This window comes from Nocardia sp. NBC_00508 (assembly GCF_036346875.1).
Taxonomy (GTDB): domain Bacteria; phylum Actinomycetota; class Actinomycetes; order Mycobacteriales; family Mycobacteriaceae; genus Nocardia.
Genome location: NZ_CP107852.1, coordinates 4186714 through 4205880, shown reverse-complemented (window position 1 = coordinate 4205880; position 19167 = coordinate 4186714). Strand labels below are relative to the sequence as shown.

Here is a 19167-nt window from a genome sequence, read left to right as displayed (position 1 = left end):
GGTAGAGCACCATTCCGCGCGATCGCGGTTATGGTCTGCGTAATGCTCGAGAAAGCTCGACGAGTCCGGCTCGACCGAGTACGCGGAGTGGGTGGCATCGGGGTCATTCCGCGTGACTGGCGTGCGCGAGCACCGAAACGTCCCACGCAAGCGCTGTTCGAGGGACTTGATCCGCGTGTCCTGTGGACCCGCCGATCCGAGCTGCGGACCTGGTGGGAACGCAGACCGGACCCCCGTGACCTATGGCGGCGCAGGCCCAGCGGCGAGGATGTGCTCGCGCTGGCGCGGGAGCACAGAGTGCTGCTGGCCGGGCTCGTCGCGGTCGCGGTGTTCGCCGCGGGCGACACCTCGTTCGCCGGGAGGGTTACCGCACGCACCCCGGCGCCGGACCGCGCGCAGCGCGTCGCCGTCGCCTATCCGCCGCAGGTCCAGAGCACGCCGCCATCGGTGCGCCGGTTGCTGAACGCGATCGCCAACGGTGAGCGGCGGCGCGAGCAGGCGGTGGTCACGGCGGCCGCGCGCGCCACCCTCGAACGCGCCAAAGCCGAGGCAGCCGCCGCGACCGCCGGTGAGCGGCAACCGTGGATGACCGGGAGCGCGCCGATTCAGCCCGGACCGCTTCTACCGGGCATCAGCGGCTTCGTCCTGCCCACGCACGGGGCCTTCACCTCCGGATTCGGTTCCCGCTGGGGCACGTTCCACAACGGGATCGATATCGCGGCACCGATCGGCACGCCGATCTACGCGGTCGCCGACGGGACGGTCATCGACGCGGGACCGGCGCAGGGCTTCGGTCTCTGGGTACGGATCCGCCACGACGATGGCAGCATCACCGTCTACGGACACATGTACGACTTCTTCGTCTCGGTCGGCGAACGGGTGCCCGCGGGCATGCAGATCGCCCGCATGGGCAACCGCGGCGACTCGACCGGCCCACACCTGCATTTCGAGGTAATCGTCGGCGGCCGCCACGTAGACCCGCTGCACTGGCTGGCGCTACGCGGCCTGACCTTCAACTGAACCGCAACAGGGGCCCCGCGAACACCCAACCAGCGCGCCGCGCATCCCCCGCACGCAGCCCGAGAGCGGTCCTCAAAGCGAGCCGTCGCCCCGCGCCGATGGCTTGCTGTGCGCGGCCAACTACAGCACGAGAGCACTGCGAGCCGCGACTACTGATCTCGCAAGCACATGGGTAACTCACCGGGCACCCCAGAACCCGCGCGGCCACCCAACGCAAGACCTGAACGCAAACCCCACGCCCCCAACTAGTACGGCCTAAAAGTCCCGGAGAGGCGGAACAGCCAGACCGATATCCGTGCGGTAGTGGCTGCCCGGAAGCTTGATCGCGCCGATGCGGTCGTAGGCGCGTGTGCGAGCCTCCACCAGGTCGGCGCCGACGCCGACCACGTTCAGCACCCTGCCGCCCGCGGAGACCAGCGCGCCGTCTTCGCGCAGCGCGGTCCCGGCGTGCAAGACCGTGGCGCTGTCGTCGAGCGCGCCTTCCCCCGCACCGGAGATGGCATCGCCGACGCGCGGGCGACCAGGATAGTTCTCGGCGGCGAGTACCACGGTGATCGCCGAACCATCGCGCCAGCGCGGCGGCGCGACCTGCGCGAGCGTGCCGGTGGCGGTGGCGTTGAGCAGCTCGCCGAGCGGGCTGTCCAGCAGCGCGAGCACCGCCTGCGTCTCGGGATCGCCGAAGCGGCAATTGAATTCGACCACGGCGGGACCGTCCTTGCCGATCGCCAGGCCCGCGTAGAGCAGACCGGAGAATCCGCTCCCGCGTCGCACCAGTTCGGCGGCAACGGGTTTCACCACATCCTCGATGATCGCGGTGACGGTCTGGTCGGGCAGCCAGGGCAGCGGCGTGTAGGCGCCCATGCCGCCGGTGTTGGGTCCGGTGTCGCCATCGCCGACGCGCTTGTGGTCCTGCGCGGGCAGCAGCGGCAGCACGGTCTCGCCGTCGACCAAGCAGAACAGTGACACTTCCGGTCCGTCGAGGAACGATTCCAGCAGCACCGGGTGGCCCTGTTCGAGCAGTTCCGCGCCGTGCTCGCGCGCGGCGGATCGGTCGGCGGTCACCACGACGCCCTTGCCCGCGGCCAGTCCGTCGTCCTTCACCACCCAGGTGGGGCCGAAGCGGTCGAGTGCGTCGTCGAGTTCGGCCGGGCTGTCCACGACCTCGCTATGCGCGGTGCGCACGCCTGCCGCGGCCATCACGTCCTTGGCGAACGCCTTGGAACCCTCGATCCGGGCGGCGGCGGCGGACGGGCCGAAGCAGGCGATGCCCGCGGCGCGCACCGCGTCGGCGACCCCGAGCACGAGCGGAACCTCGGGCCCGATCACCACGAGGTCGGCGTTCACCTCGGTGGCCAGCGCGACCACGTCCTCGGCGGAAGACGGGTCGACTGGTCGGACCTCCGCGTGCTGGGCGATCCCCGCGTTGCCGGGGGCGGCGAACAGCGCGGTCACCGCGGGGTCCCGGCGCAGCGCCAGGACGAGGGCATGTTCACGGGCTCCGGAACCGATGACGAGTACACGCACGGCAACAGACTAATGGGCGCAGCCGGAGGCAGTCCGTCCGCGGCCCCGCACCGTGCCGGGCGAAGACCGAGGCAGCCATATAGCAGACCCGGCCGAACGGAATCCGCACGCAGCCCGCGCCGGGCCGAGCCGAGGCCGAGGCAGCCGCAGAACGACCCGATCGCCGTCTTCATCGCTGCCGGTCCGTGTGCGGGGGATGATGAATGGGGACAACGGATGTGGGCGGACATGCGCCACTCCGACCGCACCGGAGCACCTGAAGGATGTGCTGACCATGGGTCTGATCGACGGACTAATGGGCAATGCCGGCCGGATCGATCCGGGCCAGGCGCAACAGGAGTACGCCAAGCTCCTCGGCAATGGTGAACAGATCTACGCCGCGTACCTGCTGGTCCGCGACGCCATGCTGTTCACGAACCGCCGCCTGATCCTGATCGACAAGCAGGGGGTAACCGGCCGGAAGGTGAGCTACCACAGCGTCCCCTACCGCGCGATCACACATTTCTCGGTGGAGACCGCCGGCACCTTCGATCTGGACGCCGAACTGGCCATCTGGATCGCGGGCACTCCCGAACCCCTGCAGAAGCGGTTCAACCGCCAGGTGGACATCTACGAGGTGCAGGGCATCCTGTCGCACTTCGTCGCGGTGTAGCACGCCGGCGCAGCCCCGTGGTAGATGAACCGGTCTAGTCTGCGGAGCATGGCTTCTGTCTTCAGTGCGATCATCGCCGGTCAGCTTCCGGGCCGATTCGTCTGGGAGGACGACGAGTTTGTCGGCTTCCTCACCATCGCCCCGATCACCCCGGGCCACACCCTGGTCGTGCCGCGCAAGGAAATCGACCAGTGGCAGGAGGTCGACGCCAACACCCTCGCCCGGCTCACCGGCGTGGCGCAGAAGATCGGGCAGGCCGTGCGCGCGGCGTGGGACGCGCCGCGCGCCGGCCTGCTGATCGCCGGTATGGAAGTGCCGCACCTGCACGTGCACGTGTTCCCGGCCTTCACTCTGGGTGACTTCGACATCTCCAGCGCGGACCCGAATCCGAGCCCCGAATCCATCGACGAGGCCCAGGCCAAGATCAAGCAGGCACTGCGCGACCTCGGCTACGGCGCCAACGTCCCCGACTCTCCCGACTCCCCCGCCTCTCCGGGTCTTTAGGCCGTACTAGCTAGAGCGCGGGATTTGCGTTCAGGTCCTGCGTTGGGTGCTCCTCCGCCTCTCCGAGTCTTCAGGCCGTACCAGCCGGGTGCCGCGCGATTTGCGTTCAGGTCCTGCGCTGGGTGTCGCTCGAGTTCTGGACGTCTCCGGCGAGTTACCCATGTGCACGCGAAATCAGCCGTCACGTCGCGTCGTAGTCAGTCGTCCCTCGGTTCCGGGGGAGGGGCCGACCCCTCGTGGTCGGCCGCTCCCTTCACCTCTATCGCGGTCAGCTCGCCACGTCGTGCAGCGGAGTATCCACTCCGCCGACCGAGACCGTCGCCAGCGTCTGGCTCGGGGTCCAGTAGATCCGGCCGTGCTCATAGTCCTGGTACGTGCCGGTGTCCCAGGGGATCTCGTCGGTCTTCGGCCAGCCCAGCGGCCCGTTCTCGTGGCCGGAGCGGTTCCAGCGGTCACGGATCGCGCCGTGCACCCAGAAGGCGCGTTCGCTCGTTTGCTGTCGATAGAGCGCGCCGCCCTGGAACCCCTGCACCTCGCCGGACGGCTGGCCGTCCGGACCCTTCAGGATCGTCCGGTCGGTGACCGGGTAGCCGAGCGGACCCGCCTCCCAGCGCAATTCCTCGAACTTTCCCCACAGCGTTTCCGGGATCGGGTGTGCGCCGGTGTCGGGGTGCCAGTAGATATAGCCGTGCTCGAACTGGGCGAAGCGGCCGACACCGTCGGGCGTCGCGATTTCGCCCTCGGTGATCCTTCTGCCCAGCCATGGATTCGCGGCGGCGCTATCGTTGATCGCGTTCGGCTCCGACCCGCCGCCCGGTTCGCCAGTGGCGAAGCCGCGCACATCGTCGGCGAAGACGTCCCACGGGAAGTTCGGTCCGACATCCGTGTGCGTACCGAAACCGAGAACCTCGGTCACGTACTTGTGGTCGGAGATCCCGTCGCGCCGTTCATAAGGCGGCGCGATGACATGCGTGTCGAAACCGTATTTCCTGGCGTCCTGCACCGCCAGCCACGCCGCGATCCGGATGTCGTCGCGGATACGTAGCCAGTCGTTCCGGCTCCAGGCGGCACGGCTGCCCGCGAAGCATAGGTTGATCGTGTAGGGATTCGCGTCCAGCACAGACCAGCTCGCCAGGTCGGTGTCGACGACATCGACGACGATGCGATCGCGGACCGTGTAGTGGTAGCTCACGCCATTGTTGGGATTGTTGAGGTAATTCGCCAGGCTCTCCGCGGTTCCGTTGCCCTCCTGGGTGTGTAGCAGGAAGTTGGTGACGCGCGCCCCGTGGCGGCTGGACGCGGAGTTGCCCATACGGTCGATTTCGGTGTACTCAGGCTTGTTCATGTTTCCCCCTTCATTCGGATTCGCCGCTTTCGACCATTGGCCGTAGTCGTCGGCGAGTACTTTGTTCACGTCCACCACGACGCCCCCGACCCGGTCGCTGTCGATGCGGATCTGGTGGATGTGCGCGGCCGGATGATCCCCGTTGATCGAAGGGTCGCCGGACCAGTTGTGTTGCCAGAACCACGTGGCGACACCGTCCTCCAGCGCCCAGTCGATGCACCGCGCGTTGCCGTACATGCCGGTCCACTCCAGGCCGACCACCGATGCCCAGCCCCGCAGAAACGGTGCGATCAGCGAATTCCACTCGTTCAGGGAAGGATTCGCGTCAACGGGAGCATACAGCGGCCGGAATTCCGGTCCGCCGGCCGCGAGATGATAGTTCAGTGCGATCCGCGCATGATGCACGCCCGCGTCGAAGCCGCCCCTCCAATCCGAGGTTTCCCCTTTGCCGTACTGATAATTGGTAACTATCTCCAGTCCGATGGCACGTAATCGGTCGCAATATTCGCGCCGCAGCGGTTTCGCTCCGAAATTCGTGCCCGGCCGGGAATCGCTGAAGTAGCCGATGACACCGGCATATCCAGCGTCCTCGATCGCTTGCGGTTCGATCAGCGCCGCGGAGAAGTCGATCAGTTCAGTCATCGCGCACCCCCCGTACGAGTCCGCGCGCTGGTTTGCAGTAACGCGTTATGTTCGTACATCTCAACAACTTTCGACAGATGGAGAACCCGACATAGTCAGATTCGGCGCGATGGTAACAGGAGATGCACCCATGCACGGGTTGATCCCCATCTGGTGTTTGCCCGTGACCTCACCGAACCCGCAGCGAGACCTGGTCGCCTGCACAGATTCCCATTGCCGAGAACATGCCGACGATCGGCACCGAAGTCTGCCCGCCGTTCGCGGCACATACCGGTCGGCCGCGCCACTGGAACACCGCAACTAGACGCGAATGATCATGTCGCAAAAGCCCTGATTCGTTGCCACCCGTGTCCGAGGTGCGGCGACAGAACGAAAGTCATTGATACCTACGCGAGGTGTCGGGCACGATGCGCCCGGCGTCGATCAACGCTTGCCGTGCCGCTGCCTTGCGCGGGCACTCGTCGACGTGGCATCCACGATGCCGCTGCATGGTCCAGTGCGCTTCGGACACACTCAGCGGGTGGTCAGGTGCCTCATGCGGCCACCCGATCGGCCATAGGCGGGCGTCGGCCGCCTGCTCAGTCCAGATACGTGTGCGGCGGCGTTCGGCTCGCCACTCCTCCTGCACGCGGTCGATGATCGCTTGCGCCGATGTTTCATCCGGCTCGGCTTCCCGCCACCAGTTGAACCCCACCATTTCACCCCTGCCGTGTTCGCGTGTCTTGGTGTGGGCACCCGGCGCGGGGGAATCGTCAGAGCGCGGCGACCACTGGCGAACATCCCCGCGCCGGGGCCTACGTCTAGAGCGTTCCGCGCATACGGCGCTGGCAGCAGTGGCACCACTGGTGGCATGACCGGCACGACGCCGCGCGATGAGGGCAGCCGTAGCCGTACTAGTGGCATGGGGGTGGCATTCGACCGTTCGGCGGGCATTTTCGGCCGGGGAGGTGGCAGGCTGGTGGTATGTCGGGGGCCACGGGCGATCTGATCAGGCAGTTGCGCACCGCCATGGGCTGGAGTCAGGGCAAGTTGGCGGCTGAGCTGTCCAAGGTGTCGGGCTACAACATGACGCGGGAATACATTTCGCGGCACTGGGAGTCGGGCAGAACCGAGCCGTCGCCGTTCTGGCTGCGCCATCTGGCCACGGTGCTGGATTGTCCGCTGAGCTTGTTGGAGGCCGATGTGAACCGGCGTGAATTCCTATCGCATCTTGCGGCTACCTCGATCGCACCTGTGGTGGCGTCGGATCTTCTCTCGCACGGGTTTTCCGCGCAGCTGCATTCGACCGGGCCAGTAATCGACGAGTGGGAAGGCAAGCTTTCTCAGTACGGCACCGACTACATGAGCCAGGGTGCGGCGCAGATCCAGCAGCGGCTCGCCGCTGATCTGGTCGTGCTGCAACAGCAGCTCGATTCCCCACGCATGTGGGCCGTCGCCGCCCGGCTCATGACCCTGTTCGCGAAGACCTACCCCGGCTCCGACGGCAACAAGGCGATCTCGTGGTATCGCATGGCGGCCGAAGCGGCGGACCGATCCGGCGACACCGATACCCGGACTTGGGTGCGCGGCCGCGCCGCGATCGCCCTCGGCTACGAAGGTGCGGGGTTGCCGGTCGCACACGAATTCGCCGATCAAGCTCTGGCAATCTCGGAGCGACCCGGTCTCGGCCGCCTCAATGCGCTATGGGGGAAGGCGCATGCGGCCGCACTCCAAGGCGACACCCACACCGCCCGTCAGCTGAGCGACGACGGCCGCCGCGCGTTCGACCGTTCCGGCTCCGAAGAGCAGACCTCCGACTACGCGGTGCCGTGGTGGCGCGTGAACGTCTTCCTGTCCCTGCTCGCCGCCCGGCTCGGCGACGAACGGCTGGCGGTCCAAGCCCAGGAAGCGGCACGGACCGAACTGCCCGACTCGCTGCCCCGGTTCGCGACCCACTTGGACATGCATCGAGGCTTGATGTTGGTTCGGGCCGGGGACCGGGCCCAGGGAGTGAAACTGGCGCGGGCGGCACTCGACGCGCTACCCCCGGAGAAGCACTCGCTCACACTGCGCATGTTGATGACCGAGATAGAGCCTCCGTTGAACGGCCTCAGCCGCTGATCACACGCCCAGCGGCTGCTTGGAGCCCCCACTGAGCTCAGGCGCGAAGCGGCTGCTGGAGCCCCCCGTCAGGATTGAACTGACGACCGCTCGCTTACAACAACGGGCACGGCCTCTACCACTGAGCTCAGGCGCGAAGCGGCTACTGGAGCCCCCTGTCAGGATTGAACTGACGACCGCTCGCTTACAAGGCGAGTGCTCTACCACTGAGCTAAGGAGGCGGGAAAAGCGGTTGTCATCATAGCCGGGCGCGCCGACTGCGTGACACCGGGTTTCGGTGTCACGCAGCGGCGGTCGATCGTCCCCGGCGCAGTATCGATTACCGCGGGATCAGGACTGCGCTCCCTGGCGGGCCGCATCGTCCGCGGCCATGGCGTCGCGCAGGCTCTTCGGACGCATGTCGGTCCAGTTCTTTTCCACGTACTCGACACAGGCGGCGCGGCTGTCCTCGCCGAACACGACTCGCCATCCGGCTGGAACCTCTGCGAAGGCCGGCCACAGGGAATGCTGTTCTTCGTCGTTGACCAGGACGAAGAAGCGGCCGTCTTCATCATCGAAGGGGTTGGTGCTCAATTTCACCTCACTGGATACTGGCGCTATGTACGGGATCGCTCCTGGTCCACACGGCGCCCGGGTTATCAGGAACACTGGCGCCGAGTGACCCCGAGCGTTGTTTCGACACTAGCAAGCAAGACGTTACGCCTGGGCGGTTACCCGGGCGGGCACGTCGGCCGCCTCGCAATCAGCTCGCAAAGAAGTCGAGCAGAATCTTGTTGACCGCCTCCGGCCGTTCCAAATATCCGAAATGTCCCGCGTCCGGTACCTCCTGGTATCGCGCACCCGGGACCACCTCGGCGATCTCCCTGGACAGGTACGGCGGAATCATCCGGTCGTCGGCGAATCCGACCGAAAGGCAGGGCACGCGAATCGCCCGGTATGCCTGCACTCGGTCGAAATCGTGGTCCATCCTGCGCTGTGCGCGGATGCCGGGGGGAACCGGTCCGCCGGTGAACTCGAACAGGTCGAGCCAGTCGCGGGCGGCGTTCGGCTCGGCCATGGTGGCGGGCGAGAGGTTCATCACCGCGGTCATCGCGGCCTCGTATTTCGGCGGCAGTTTCACCCCGCTGGCGTCCAACTCGTGTTCGCCGAGCGACAGCGTTTTCTGGAATTGGTCGAGCCGCCCGTGTCCGGCCATGAATACCGCCTTGCGCACCAGGTCGGGGCGGGCCAGCGCCAGCTCCTGAGCCACCCGGGCGCCCATCGAGGTGCCGACCACCAGGGCGGGACCCTCGTCGAGAAATTCGATCAGGGCGGCCGTGTCGGCGACCAGGTCGTCGATGGTCATGCCGGAAGCCGCCTCGAAGGACGGCGCGATCCCCCGGTTGTCGAATGTGCACACCCGGTAACCGGCCGCGACCAGCGTCGGAACCTGGTGCAACTCCCACACCCGGCCCGGACTGCCCGTGCCCATGATCATCACCACGAGCGGCGCGGAGCCCTTGACGTCGGTGCCCCTGGCGCGGTCACCCTTCACCTGATAGTTGAGGGAAATCCCGTTCACCGTGGCCAGCGGCATATCGACCCTTTCGTGGAGTTGGTGCTGCGCTCCCCACGGTATAGGGAACGGCGGGGTCGGCGCACCGACCGGGGTGACCTGGTGTCGAGTGCCACGCGACCGTCGGCCGCCCCGGCAGACGCACCTCCCAGCGTCGCATACCATTGACTTTTCGCACGGACGAGCGCACTGAGCCGGGAGGACTTGACAATGGCCGCGAAGGGCAGCGCCAACGACATTGCGGACGACGATCTGGAACCACTGGCCGACGAGACCGCGCGCCAAGCGCAGCGGGTGGTCGCGGCCTATGCCGAAGATGCCGACGAGTGCCGGATGTTGTTGTCTATGTTGGGTATTGGACCGAGCGCCCGGGGCGAATAGTCTCGTTCTCGACGCCAACGGCGACGTCGACTACACAACTCCAGCGGGATACAGCAACGCGCAAAGGATGCGTGAGTGGACCAGATGAACCCGTCCGACGACTCCGAGCACGCCAGAGACACCTCGACTGCTGACACCGCGACCGGAGCCACCGGTCCCGACGCGGGCTCCGGTTTCGTCGTCGTCGCCAATCGGCTCCCCGTCGACCTCGAGCGGCTGCCCGACGGCAGCACCCGATGGAAACGCAGCCCGGGCGGCCTGGTCACCGCGCTGGAACCGGTCTTGCGCAACAACAAGGGCGCGTGGGTCGGTTGGGCAGGGGTGCCGGACGTGGAGGTCGATCCGATCATCGAGGACGGCCTGGAACTGCATCCGGTCCCGCTGGCGGCGCAGGAGGTGGCCGACTACTACGAAGGCTTCTCCAACGGCACGCTGTGGCCGCTCTACCACGACGTGATCGTGCGACCGGTCTACGACCGCAAATGGTGGAGCGCCTACGTCACCGTGAACCGGCGTTTCGCCGAGGCCACCGCCAAGGTCGCCGCCGAGGGGGCGACCGTGTGGGTGCAGGATTACCAGCTCCAGCTGGTGCCCAAGATGCTGCGCATGCTGCGCCCGGATCTGACCATCGGGTTCTTCCTGCACATCCCGTTCCCGCCGGTCGAGCTGTTCATGCAGATGCCGTGGCGGACCGAGATCGTGGAGGGCCTGCTCGGCGCCGATCTGATCGGTTTCCATCTGCCCGGCGGTGCGCAGAACTTCCTCTATCTGGCCCGTCGCCTGGCCGGGCAGCCGACCTCACGCGGCTCGGTCGGCGTGCGCTCCAAGCTCGGCGTCGTCCAGGTCGGGTTCCGCACGGTACGAGTGGGCGCGTTCCCGATCTCTATTGCCTCTGCCGACCTCGACGAGCAGTCCCGCCGCAGGTCGGTGCGTGAACGTGCCGCCAAGATCCGGGCCGAACTCGGCAACCCGAAGAACATCCTGCTCGGTGTGGACCGCCTGGACTACACCAAGGGCATCGACATCCGGCTCAACGCGCTGGAGGAGCTGCTCATCGAGGACCGGATCGATCCGGCCGACACGGTCATGATCCAGCTGGCCACGCCCAGTCGCGAGCGCGTCGAGAGCTACATCCAGATGCGCGGCGACATCGAACGTCAGGTCGGCCGGATCAACGGCGAGTTCGCCAGAGTGGGCTATCCGGTGGTGCACTACCTGCACCGGCCGATCCCGCGCGACGAACTGATCGCGTTCTTCGTGGCCGCCGACGTGATGCTGGTGACGCCGCTGCGCGACGGCATGAACCTGGTCGCCAAGGAGTACGTCGCCTCCCACAGCGGACTCAACGGCACCCTGGTGTTGAGCGAATTCACCGGCGCCGCAGCCGAATTGCGCCAAGCCTACCTGTGCAATCCGCACGACCTGGACGACGTGAAGGACGCCATCGTCGCCGCACTGGGCGATGACCGGGATACCAAGCGCAGGCGGATGCGCGCGTTGCGCCGCCAAGTGCTGGCCCACGACGTGGACCGCTGGGCACGCGCCTTCCTGGACGCGCTGGCGCAGGACCAGGTCGCCGGCAGCGCGCTGCTGACCGACGACGACGTGTACCCGGAATCCCGCGCGCGGCGCTGAGCAGGCATTCCGTCGAGCCCGGGTTCACAGGAATCACCCAGCTTCGATCCAGGAACTTCGCAGCGGGGTGCTGGACCATGAAGCCATGAGTGGCGCGCCGGTGGAGCAGAGACCCGAAGCCAGGGTGCTGGTGGTCGACGACGAGCCGATGATCGTCGAACTTCTCGCGGTGAGCCTGCGCTACCAGGGCTTCGAGGTGGACACCGCGGCCGACGGCGCCCAAGCGCTGGACAAAGCACGGACGTTCCGCCCGCAAGCGCTCATCGTGGACGTGATGATGCCCGGCATGGACGGCTTCGGCCTGCTCCGCAGGCTGCGCGCGGACCGCGTCGACGCGCCCGTGCTGTTCCTGACCGCGCGCGACGAGGTGCAGGACAAGGTCACCGGCCTCACCCTCGGCGCCGACGACTACGTGACGAAACCGTTCAGCCTGGAGGAGGTCGTGGCCAGGTTGCGGGTCATCCTGCGCCGCGCGGGGCACGCCGCGCCGCAGCGGGAAAGCTCGCGCATCCGCTTCGAGGACATCGAGCTCGACGACGACACCCACGAGGTATGGAAGGCGGGCGAGCCGGTGGCTCTGTCTCCCACCGAGTTCACGCTGCTGCGCTATTTCATGGTCAACGCGGGAACCGTGCTCAGCAAGCCACGCATCCTCGACCACGTGTGGCGTTACGACTTCGGCGGCGAGGTCGGCGTGGTGGAAACCTATGTCTCCTACCTGCGCAAAAAGGTCGACACGGGCGATACAAGACTGATCCACACGCTGCGCGGTGTCGGCTATGTCATGCGCGGGCCCCATCGCAAGAGCGGCACGTGAGCCCGAGCCGGATCGCGACGGCGCGGGCGAAAGCGTCCGATCTGCTGTCCGCGATCCCCCTGCGCGTGACGCTGATGGTTCTGCTGGTTCTCACCGCGGGGCTCGGCCTGCTCATCTCCGGCATGGTGGTCACGTCCGGGTTGGAACAGCAGCTGACCGACCGCACCGATCAGCAACTGCGCGATGGTGCGATGGAGTGGTCGCGGCGGCCGCCTCCGCTGCCGGTGCTGCCGCCCGACCCGCGCCACGCACCGAGCCAGTTCTACGTGCGCTCGCTGCGGACCGACGGGCGCGCGTTCCTGATCAGGGCTTTCGGTGTGGAGGCCGAGCCCGACCTGACGCAGACGCCACGATCGGGTCCGTACACCGTCGGCTCTGTGAACGGCAGACCGACCGAGTGGAGGGCACTGACGGTGCGGACTCCGGACGGCACAACCACGGTGGCGCTGCCGCTCACGCAGAACACCGACACGGTGCAGCGCCTCGTGACGCTCCAACTGGTCGTAGGCGCGATCGTCCTGACCGCGCTGGCGGCGATCGCGTACTTCGTGGTGCGACGCAGTCTGCGACCGTTGCGTCGGGTGGAGAGCACGGCCGCGGCGATCGCGCGCGGCGACCTGCACCGCCGGGTGCCAGTTCGCGGCAAGAACACAGAGGTGGACCTGCTGTCCCGGTCGCTGAACGGCATGCTGGCGCAGATCCAGCGCGCGTTCACCGCGACCGAGGCGTCCGAGGAAGCCGCACGGCGGTCCGAGGAGCGGATGCGTCGATTCGTCGCCGACGCCAGTCATGAACTGCGCACCCCGCTCACCACGATCCGCGGGTTCGCCGAGCTGTACCGCCAAGGCGCCAACGCCGATCCGGGCACCTTCATGGAGCGCATCGAGCACGAATCCCAGCGGATGGGTGTGCTGGTCGAGGATCTGCTGATGCTCGCGCGGCTGGATGCCCAGCGCCCGCTGGAGCTGGGGCCGGTGGACCTGCTCGCCGTCGCCAGCGACGCGGTGCACAACGCGCGGGCGGTGGTCGCCGCCGAGCGTACGGACGGACCCGTGCGCACCATCGAGCTGAAAGTAGAACCGGGCGAAGGGACGCTGGAGCTGCTCGGGGACGAGGCGCGGTTGCGCCAGGTTCTGGGCAATCTGCTGAACAATGCCATCACGCACACCGTGCCCGACACGTCGGTGACGGTCCGGCTGACACCCGCCGCCGATCACGTCCTTCTCGAGGTGGCCGACACCGGCCCTGGCCTGCCGCCGGAGGAGGCTGAACGCGTCTTCGAGCGCTTCTACCGCACCGACACCTCTCGCACCCGCACCAGCGGCGGGACCGGGCTCGGCCTGTCCATCGTGCAGGCTCTGGTCACCGCGCACGGCGGCGAGGTCGGCGTCCGCAGCACGCCCGGTGAAGGGACGACTTTCACCGTCCGGCTGCCGCGCCCGACGGATTCGCCTTGAGGCCGACGATGGTCTCCGACAACATCGGCATCGGATTCAGTCGGGCGTGTGCAGCAGAGTCCGCCGTAATAGCTTGCCAGGCTTCGCAATTCGAACCGCCGATTCGAGAGGCTCGATACTCTGCACCTGCCGACAGTGTCAACCGAGCTCTACACGGGAGTGACGGCCTCGACCAACCAGCGTGAGTCGGTTTTGGCCAAGCTGACGCGCACTCGGCTGCCGGTGGTGGTGCCCTGTGGCGTGTCCTTGCTCGTCATGACCTGGTTGAGGAACAGCAGGACCACCGCGTGCGATCGGTCGGCGGAGATGACGCCGCCCGCCTGTGTGGTCGCGGTGACGGTGAGCTGCTTTTCCTTGGCGCCCGGCGCGATCTGCTTGTCGATCAGCGTGAGGTAGTCCTCGCGGAAGTCGCCGCTGAGGTTGTCGGCCGACTTGCGCAGTTCGGTGTCCACGGTCTGCGGGCTGTAGGTGAACATGGTCTCGACGGTGCGGCTGGCCGTCGCGACCGCGTCCTTGCGCGACTGTTCGGCCTGCCGGTCGTCCCAGTAGCGGTATCCGTTGACGCCGCCGATGACCGCGACCGCGGCGACCACGACGCCGAGCACCGCGAGCAGGATCCTGCCTCGAATTCCGTTCAGGTTCATGCCACGAACTCCACGTCGGAAACGGTCAGACCGGAGTCGCCGCGGGAAACCGTGACCCGGAACCGGTAATACCTGGTCTGTGGTTCGGCCTGGCCCGCATTGGTGAGCGTCTGCTTGGCGGCGACCAGCACGCGCGCCGAGCGATCATCGTCGCTCTCCAGCGCGGACTCCACGATCTCTCCGCTGGATACCACCTTGGCCTGCTGCACGATGCTGGTGAACGGGTCGACGCGACCGTCGAACTCGGTCTTGAACTCGCCGGAGGCCAACGACAGGATCCGGTCGATGTCCTGCTTGGCCGAATCGGCGCGGATGGTGGTGAGGTTGACGATCGCCTGCCTGGCGGTCTGTACGTACTCGGCGCGGCGCTCGTCGCGTTCGTGCGCCGAGCGCATCGCGAACACCGAGAGGGTCGCACCGCACACCAGTGCGAGAACCAACAACGCGGAGACGGCCAGCGCGAGGATCCGTGGAGCGCTACGGCGCCGTGTCCGGGCCGCTTTGTCGGTCGCCAAGTCCTCAGCGGTGACCTGCTCGGCGTCGGCTTTCGCCTCGGCGAGCGATGTCTTGTCGGTTGCGGCACTGTCCGCCCCGGCGACCGTTCCCCCCGCGGCATCCGCTGCCTGGCCGGCCACAGCGCCCGATTCCTTGTCGACCTCGCCGGTCGGCGCCGCCGAGTCGGGCGTGTCCCGCGAGGGGGGTTGCTTCGCCAGCGAGGTCGAGGGGTCGGGCTCGGCGCCAATGGAGCTCGGTTCGCCATCCACTGTGGATCGGGAGGTTCCGGCGCCGCGGGCCGCAGTGTCCTCGGAGGCCGTGGTCTGCACGTCTGTGGTGGTCGCGGTCGCGTTCTCCTCGACCGGTGGACCGGCCGAGCGCATCGCACGCCGCCGCGTGCGGTGACCTTCTCCGTTGCTCTCACTCATTGTTGCTGCTCCTCGAGCATCGCCTGCCAGCTCGACGGTACCGTGCCCGAACCGCCCGGTCTGATATCGCCCTGTCGGTATGTGCGCCCGTCGGTGCCGATATACACGCCGGTGTCCGGGTCATATGCTCGCGCGGCGGCCGGTGTGGCGCCGCCGTAACTCGCGGGTGCGACACCAGGAGGTTCGTCCACGGGCGCGGCCGCGGGTGCGACCGGCTGCGGCGGACCGAACGGCGGGTTGTTACCCAACGGAAAGTACCCGCTCCGACACAGCTCCGGCGTCGGGGCGCGCACGCCCGGCACTTCCGCGCACGGTGTATTGCGGATGCCGCGCACCGCCTCGGGCGCGTCCTGCGGCACTTTGCAGTACAGACCGGGCGGCGTGTCCGGGGTGTCCAACTCGCTCGGCGAACGGCGCTGGTCCGGCGGCAGGAACCCGGTGGTGCACGCGGGCGGGTCGTTGACCAAGGACATGAAGTCGACCAGCGCGCCGTATTCGAGCGGACCGCGGACCGCGGTGAGCAGCGCGGCGACCAGCGGTGGGTAGACCACCAGGACCTGCTCCAGCCCGGCGTGATAGGTGACGCCGACCTGGCCGACGCTGACCAGGTTCGCCAAAAGCAGCGGCAGCGACGGGCGCAGATCATCGAACAGCGTGGTCACCCGCTGCATCGCGGCCGGTCCCTTGTTCAGCACGCCGCGCAGCGCGGGGTCGTGGCCGCGCAGTTGGTCGGTGACCGTCGCCAGATCGGCGGTCCAAGAACGGATCGCGGCGTCCGAGCGGGTCTGGGTGTCCAGCAGCGGCCCGATCTGGTCGAGCAGCTGTTTCGTGGGTTCGGCGTTGGCCTGCGCTTCCTGCACCAGCAGCGCCGCGGAATCGATGAACCGCTGCAGATCCGGCCCGGCGCCGTTGAACGCGAGGAAAGCCTCGTCGATGACCTGCCGCAGCCGGGTGTCCGCGACGCTGGACAGCAAGCGGTCGGCCTGGTCGAGCAGCGCGCCGACATCCTGCGGCAGCTTGGTGCGTTCCACCGGGATCACGCTGCCGTCATGCAGATTTCCGCCGGTGCGTCGCTCGGGGGGCACCAGGTCGACATACTGTTCGCCGACCGCGGACACGCTGCGCACCCAGGCGTCGACGTCGGCGGGGATCTTGTAGTCGCTGCCGATGGACAATTTCGCGTCCACACCGGCGGGCGTGAGCCGGACCTCCTGCACCACACCGACATTCGTGCCGCGATAGGCGACGTTGGCCGTCGGGTAGAGACCACCGGTCGCGGCCAGCTGCACCGTCACTTCGTAGCGCCCGATACCGAACATCGCGGGCAGCTTGATGTACGTCCCGCCCATGACCACCAGGCCGATCACCGTCAGCACCGAGAAGATGATCAGCTGGGTGCGGACGAACCGCGTGAGTTTCACTGTCCCGGCCCCCCTTGCGGCGCGGTGTTGCCCGGCAGGGGCACGGTCAGCCCGGGAATGGCGGGCAGGCCTGGTATCGGCGGCAGACCGGGGATGGTCGGGCTGGGCTGGCTCGCCGCGGGCGGCGGCGCCTGGAGCGGCCCGGTGGCCGGGTCACCGTTCTGCGCCGCGGTACCCGGTGCGAAGCTGCCGAGCGCGCCCTCCACCCCGCCGAAGCGCCCGCCCAGCGGCGTACCGGTGAGGAAGTTCGAATCCAGCCGCCGCCCGGTCATATCCACCGTCATGAACAGATTCAAGTAGTCGCCCTTGATGGCGTGGTCCAGGTTCTTCATCGGGAACGGGAAGGTGGCCAGGATCTTCAGCGCCTCGGTCAGGTTGCCGCCGGTGTCGGAGAGCGATCGCAGCACCGGGACGAGGCTGTGCAAGTTGGCCTTCAGGTCGTTGCCGCTGGCGTCGATGATCCGTTGCGTGACGTCGCTCAATTCGCCGAGCGCGGTGAGCGCCCTGGTGATGTTCGCCCGGCGGTCGGCCAGCACGCTCAACGCCGGATGGATCTGTTCGATGGCCGCCGCCACCACGTCGCGCTGCTCGGCCAGCTGGCCGCCGAGGCGATCCAGGCCGCTCATCGCGGCGATAATGTCACCGGTCTGGCGGTCCAGGTTCGTGGTCAGCTCGTTCAGCTGCGGCAGCAGGTCCCGGATCGCCTCCTCCCGCCCGGTGAGCGCGGAATTGAGTTCGCGGGTGATGGTTTCCAGCTGCGCGACGCCGCCGCCGTTGAGCACCACCGACAGCGAGGACAGCACCTGCTCGGTGGTCGGGTAGGCCCCGGCCCGCGCCAGCGGAATGACATCCCCCGGCTTCAACTCGCCTTCGGGGGGCTGATCGGTCGGCGCGGACAGTTCGAGATGATTGGACCCGAGCAGACTGGTCTGCCCGATCTTGGCGACCGCGTTCGCCGGAAGCCGCACATCGGGATTCAGCGTGACCGTGACCAGCGCGTGCCAGTCCTCCACCTCGATCCCCGAGACCGTCCCGACCGTCACGTCGTGCACCCGGACCGGCGAATTCCTGGTCAGAGTGGTCACGTTCGGCATCTGGATGCGCACGTGATAGGAGCCGGGCGCGGTGCCCTCGGTGCCGGGCATCGGCAGCGAATTCAACCCGTCCCATTGGCAGCCGGAGACGCCGAGCGCCACCGTCAGCCCCACCGCGACAGCGAAGGTGCGGCGTATTCGCATCATCGCACTCCTCCTGGAAACCCCGGAATGGCCAGTCCGGCAATGCCGTCCGGCACGCTCACCGGCGCGGGTTGCGGCCCCGCCGGGGTCTGGCTCGCCACCCGATCGGCCAGATCGGGATCGGTATACACCAGCTGCTCCGGAAACGCGGTCATGCCGCTGGCCGCGTTGCTCATGATCGGCACGTAGTTCATGCTCAGGCTCTTGATCACGGGCGCCAGGTACTGGGCGCAGAGGTCGGCGCTGCGATCGGAGTCGTTGGTCTCCAGGGCGCGGACCGAACCGCACAGGAAACCGAGCGGGTCAGCGGGATTGTTCAGGGCGATGGCGCCGGTCAGGGTGCCCTGGGCCGGTTTGTAGATCTGGTAGAAGTTCACCAGCGCGGTCGGACCTGAGTGCAGCACCCGTTCCAGCTCCGGCCGCTTGTCGGCCAGTACCTGGGTAGCGTCGGCCAGCCGCTGCAGGCCCTCGGTGAGTTCGGTGCCGCTGCTGTCGAGAAACCGGCGAACGTCGGTCACCGCGGCGTCCAGATTGTCCAGTCCGGCGCCGAGATCCGCCGAGACATCGGCCAGCACCGACGACACCGACGCGAGTCGTCCGCCGAACTGCACGATCTGCTCGTTACTCGCCGCGAGCACCTCGACGAACTTCTGCAGGTTGCGCACGGTGCCGAACAGGTCGGTGCGGCCGTCCGACAGCGTGCTCAAGGTCGCCGACAGCTCCCGCAGCGTGTCGCGGAACCGTTGCCCGTTGCCGTCGAGGTTGTCGGCGGCGGTGTCGATGAAGCGGCCGAACGAGCCCTGCTTGTCGTCGCCGACCGGGCCGAGCGCGGTGGCCAGCTTGGACAGCTCCGCCTTGATGTCGTCCCACTCCACAGGCACTGCGGTGTGCTCGATCGGAATCACGTCGCCGTCGCTCAGCTTCGGGCCGGCGGTGTAGGCGGGCGCGAGCTGGATGAACCGCGCGGAGACCAGCGAGGGCGAGATGATCACCGCCCGCGGGTCGGCGGGGACGTCGACACCACGGTTGAGCGTCATCGTCACCTGCACCCGGTCGGCGCCCGGCTCGATCGAATCGATCCGGCCGACCTTCACGCCGAGCACCCGCACGTCGTCGCCCGCATAAAGGCCGGACGTGGACGGGAAGTATGCGGTGACCTTCGTGGTCCCGATGCGGGCTATACCGTTCCACGCGACGGCGACCACGAGCACGGCGGCCAGCACACCGGCCACCACCAGCGCCCAGCGGGGCAGTTTCCGTACGGCGTTCAGCGCGATCATGCACATCCCCCCAGACGCGACTCCCCTGT

18 protein-coding genes and 1 tRNA gene are annotated in these 19167 nt (G+C 67.6%); 8 read left to right on the top strand and 11 right to left on the bottom strand.

What is annotated here, in order from left to right:
- Window positions 1–42 precede the first annotated feature (42 nt).
- Window positions 43–1020, top strand: coding sequence for a M23 family metallopeptidase (locus OHA40_RS18730; RefSeq protein WP_330228216.1), 978 nt, complete (start codon window positions 43–45; stop codon window positions 1018–1020).
- 255 nt (window positions 1021–1275) lie between these two features.
- On the opposite strand, the gene purD is transcribed toward OHA40_RS18730, so the two are convergent.
- Window positions 1276–2544 (bottom strand): phosphoribosylamine--glycine ligase, encoded by a 1269-nt coding sequence (gene purD / locus OHA40_RS18725; protein WP_330228215.1) that lies wholly within the window; start codon window positions 2542–2544, stop codon window positions 1276–1278.
- A gap of 274 nt (window positions 2545–2818) precedes the next feature.
- On the opposite strand from purD, the gene OHA40_RS18720 reads away from it, so the two are divergent.
- Together OHA40_RS18720 and OHA40_RS18715 are read left to right on the top strand one after the other, a co-directional pair.
- Window positions 2819–3196 (top strand): PH domain-containing protein, encoded by a 378-nt coding sequence (locus tag OHA40_RS18720; protein ID WP_330228214.1) that lies wholly within the window; start codon window positions 2819–2821, stop codon window positions 3194–3196.
- A gap of 48 nt (window positions 3197–3244) precedes the next feature.
- Window positions 3245–3700 carry an HIT family protein gene (locus OHA40_RS18715; RefSeq protein WP_330228213.1) on the top strand — a complete coding sequence of 152 codons (456 nt, stop codon included), beginning with the start codon at window positions 3245–3247 and terminating at the stop codon, window positions 3698–3700.
- A 268-nt stretch (window positions 3701–3968) separates the two neighbouring features.
- Here the strand turns inward: OHA40_RS18715 and OHA40_RS18710 are convergent, their stop codons facing one another.
- Window positions 3969–5687 (bottom strand): glycoside hydrolase domain-containing protein, encoded by a 1719-nt coding sequence (locus OHA40_RS18710; RefSeq protein ID WP_330228212.1) that lies wholly within the window; start codon window positions 5685–5687, stop codon window positions 3969–3971.
- Between the two features lie 376 nt (window positions 5688–6063).
- On the bottom strand, window positions 6064–6384 hold the full coding sequence (locus tag OHA40_RS18705; RefSeq protein WP_330228211.1) for a hypothetical protein: 321 nt from the start codon (window positions 6382–6384) through the stop codon (window positions 6064–6066).
- Window positions 6385–6650: 266 nt separating this feature from the next.
- On the opposite strand from OHA40_RS18705, the gene OHA40_RS18700 reads away from it, so the two are divergent.
- The gene (locus OHA40_RS18700; RefSeq protein WP_330228210.1) at window positions 6651–7787 is read left to right on the top strand and encodes a helix-turn-helix domain-containing protein; all 1137 of its coding nucleotides are present in this window, start codon (window positions 6651–6653) and stop codon (window positions 7785–7787) included.
- Between the two features lie 146 nt (window positions 7788–7933).
- Here the strand turns inward: OHA40_RS18700 and OHA40_RS18695 are convergent.
- From OHA40_RS18695 to OHA40_RS18685, 3 genes are all read right to left on the bottom strand, one after another.
- Window positions 7934–8008 (bottom strand) — tRNA-Thr (locus tag OHA40_RS18695).
- Between the two features lie 109 nt (window positions 8009–8117).
- A complete protein-coding gene (locus tag OHA40_RS18690; protein WP_011207082.1) occupies window positions 8118–8360 on the bottom strand; it encodes an MbtH family protein in 243 nt (80 codons plus the stop codon).
- 169 nt (window positions 8361–8529) lie between these two features.
- A complete protein-coding gene (locus OHA40_RS18685) occupies window positions 8530–9363 on the bottom strand; it encodes an alpha/beta fold hydrolase (RefSeq protein WP_330228209.1) in 834 nt (277 codons plus the stop codon).
- A 189-nt stretch (window positions 9364–9552) separates the two neighbouring features.
- Between OHA40_RS18685 and OHA40_RS18680 the strand changes: the two genes are divergently transcribed.
- From OHA40_RS18680 to OHA40_RS18665, 4 genes are all read left to right on the top strand, one after another.
- The gene (locus OHA40_RS18680) at window positions 9553–9723 is read left to right on the top strand and encodes a hypothetical protein (protein WP_169333842.1); all 171 of its coding nucleotides are present in this window, start codon (window positions 9553–9555) and stop codon (window positions 9721–9723) included.
- 84 nt (window positions 9724–9807) lie between these two features.
- Window positions 9808–11358, top strand: a complete 1551-nt coding sequence (locus OHA40_RS18675) for an alpha,alpha-trehalose-phosphate synthase (UDP-forming) (RefSeq protein ID WP_330234260.1) — start codon at window positions 9808–9810, stop codon at window positions 11356–11358.
- Between the two features lie 85 nt (window positions 11359–11443).
- Window positions 11444–12175 carry a response regulator transcription factor gene (locus tag OHA40_RS18670; protein WP_330228208.1) on the top strand — a complete coding sequence of 244 codons (732 nt, stop codon included), beginning with the start codon at window positions 11444–11446 and terminating at the stop codon, window positions 12173–12175.
- Window positions 12176–12249: 74 nt separating this feature from the next.
- A complete protein-coding gene (locus OHA40_RS18665; RefSeq protein ID WP_330234259.1) occupies window positions 12250–13632 on the top strand; it encodes a sensor histidine kinase in 1383 nt (460 codons plus the stop codon).
- 149 nt (window positions 13633–13781) lie between these two features.
- On the opposite strand, the gene OHA40_RS18660 is transcribed toward OHA40_RS18665, so the two are convergent.
- The 5 genes from OHA40_RS18660 to OHA40_RS18640 are packed head-to-tail and all read right to left on the bottom strand — an operon-like array spanning window position 13782 to window position 19138.
- Window positions 13782–14276, bottom strand: coding sequence for a h domain protein (locus OHA40_RS18660; protein WP_330228207.1), 495 nt, complete (start codon window positions 14274–14276; stop codon window positions 13782–13784).
- Window positions 14273–15199, bottom strand: a complete 927-nt coding sequence (locus OHA40_RS18655; RefSeq protein ID WP_330228206.1) for a hypothetical protein — start codon at window positions 15197–15199, stop codon at window positions 14273–14275. Before OHA40_RS18655 ends, OHA40_RS18660 begins: the two co-directional genes overlap by 4 nt.
- Window positions 15196–16620 carry an MlaD family protein gene (locus tag OHA40_RS18650; RefSeq protein WP_330228205.1) on the bottom strand — a complete coding sequence of 475 codons (1425 nt, stop codon included), beginning with the start codon at window positions 16618–16620 and terminating at the stop codon, window positions 15196–15198. Before OHA40_RS18650 ends, OHA40_RS18655 begins: the two co-directional genes overlap by 4 nt.
- Window positions 16617–17861, bottom strand: a complete 1245-nt coding sequence (locus OHA40_RS18645; protein ID WP_330228204.1) for an MCE family protein — start codon at window positions 17859–17861, stop codon at window positions 16617–16619. The genes OHA40_RS18650 and OHA40_RS18645 overlap by 4 nt, the downstream gene beginning before the upstream one ends.
- Complete coding sequence (locus OHA40_RS18640; protein WP_330228203.1) at window positions 17858–19138, bottom strand: MCE family protein; 1281 nt, start codon at window positions 19136–19138, stop codon at window positions 17858–17860. The genes OHA40_RS18645 and OHA40_RS18640 overlap by 4 nt, the downstream gene beginning before the upstream one ends.
- Between the last annotated feature and the right edge of the window lie 29 nt (window positions 19139–19167).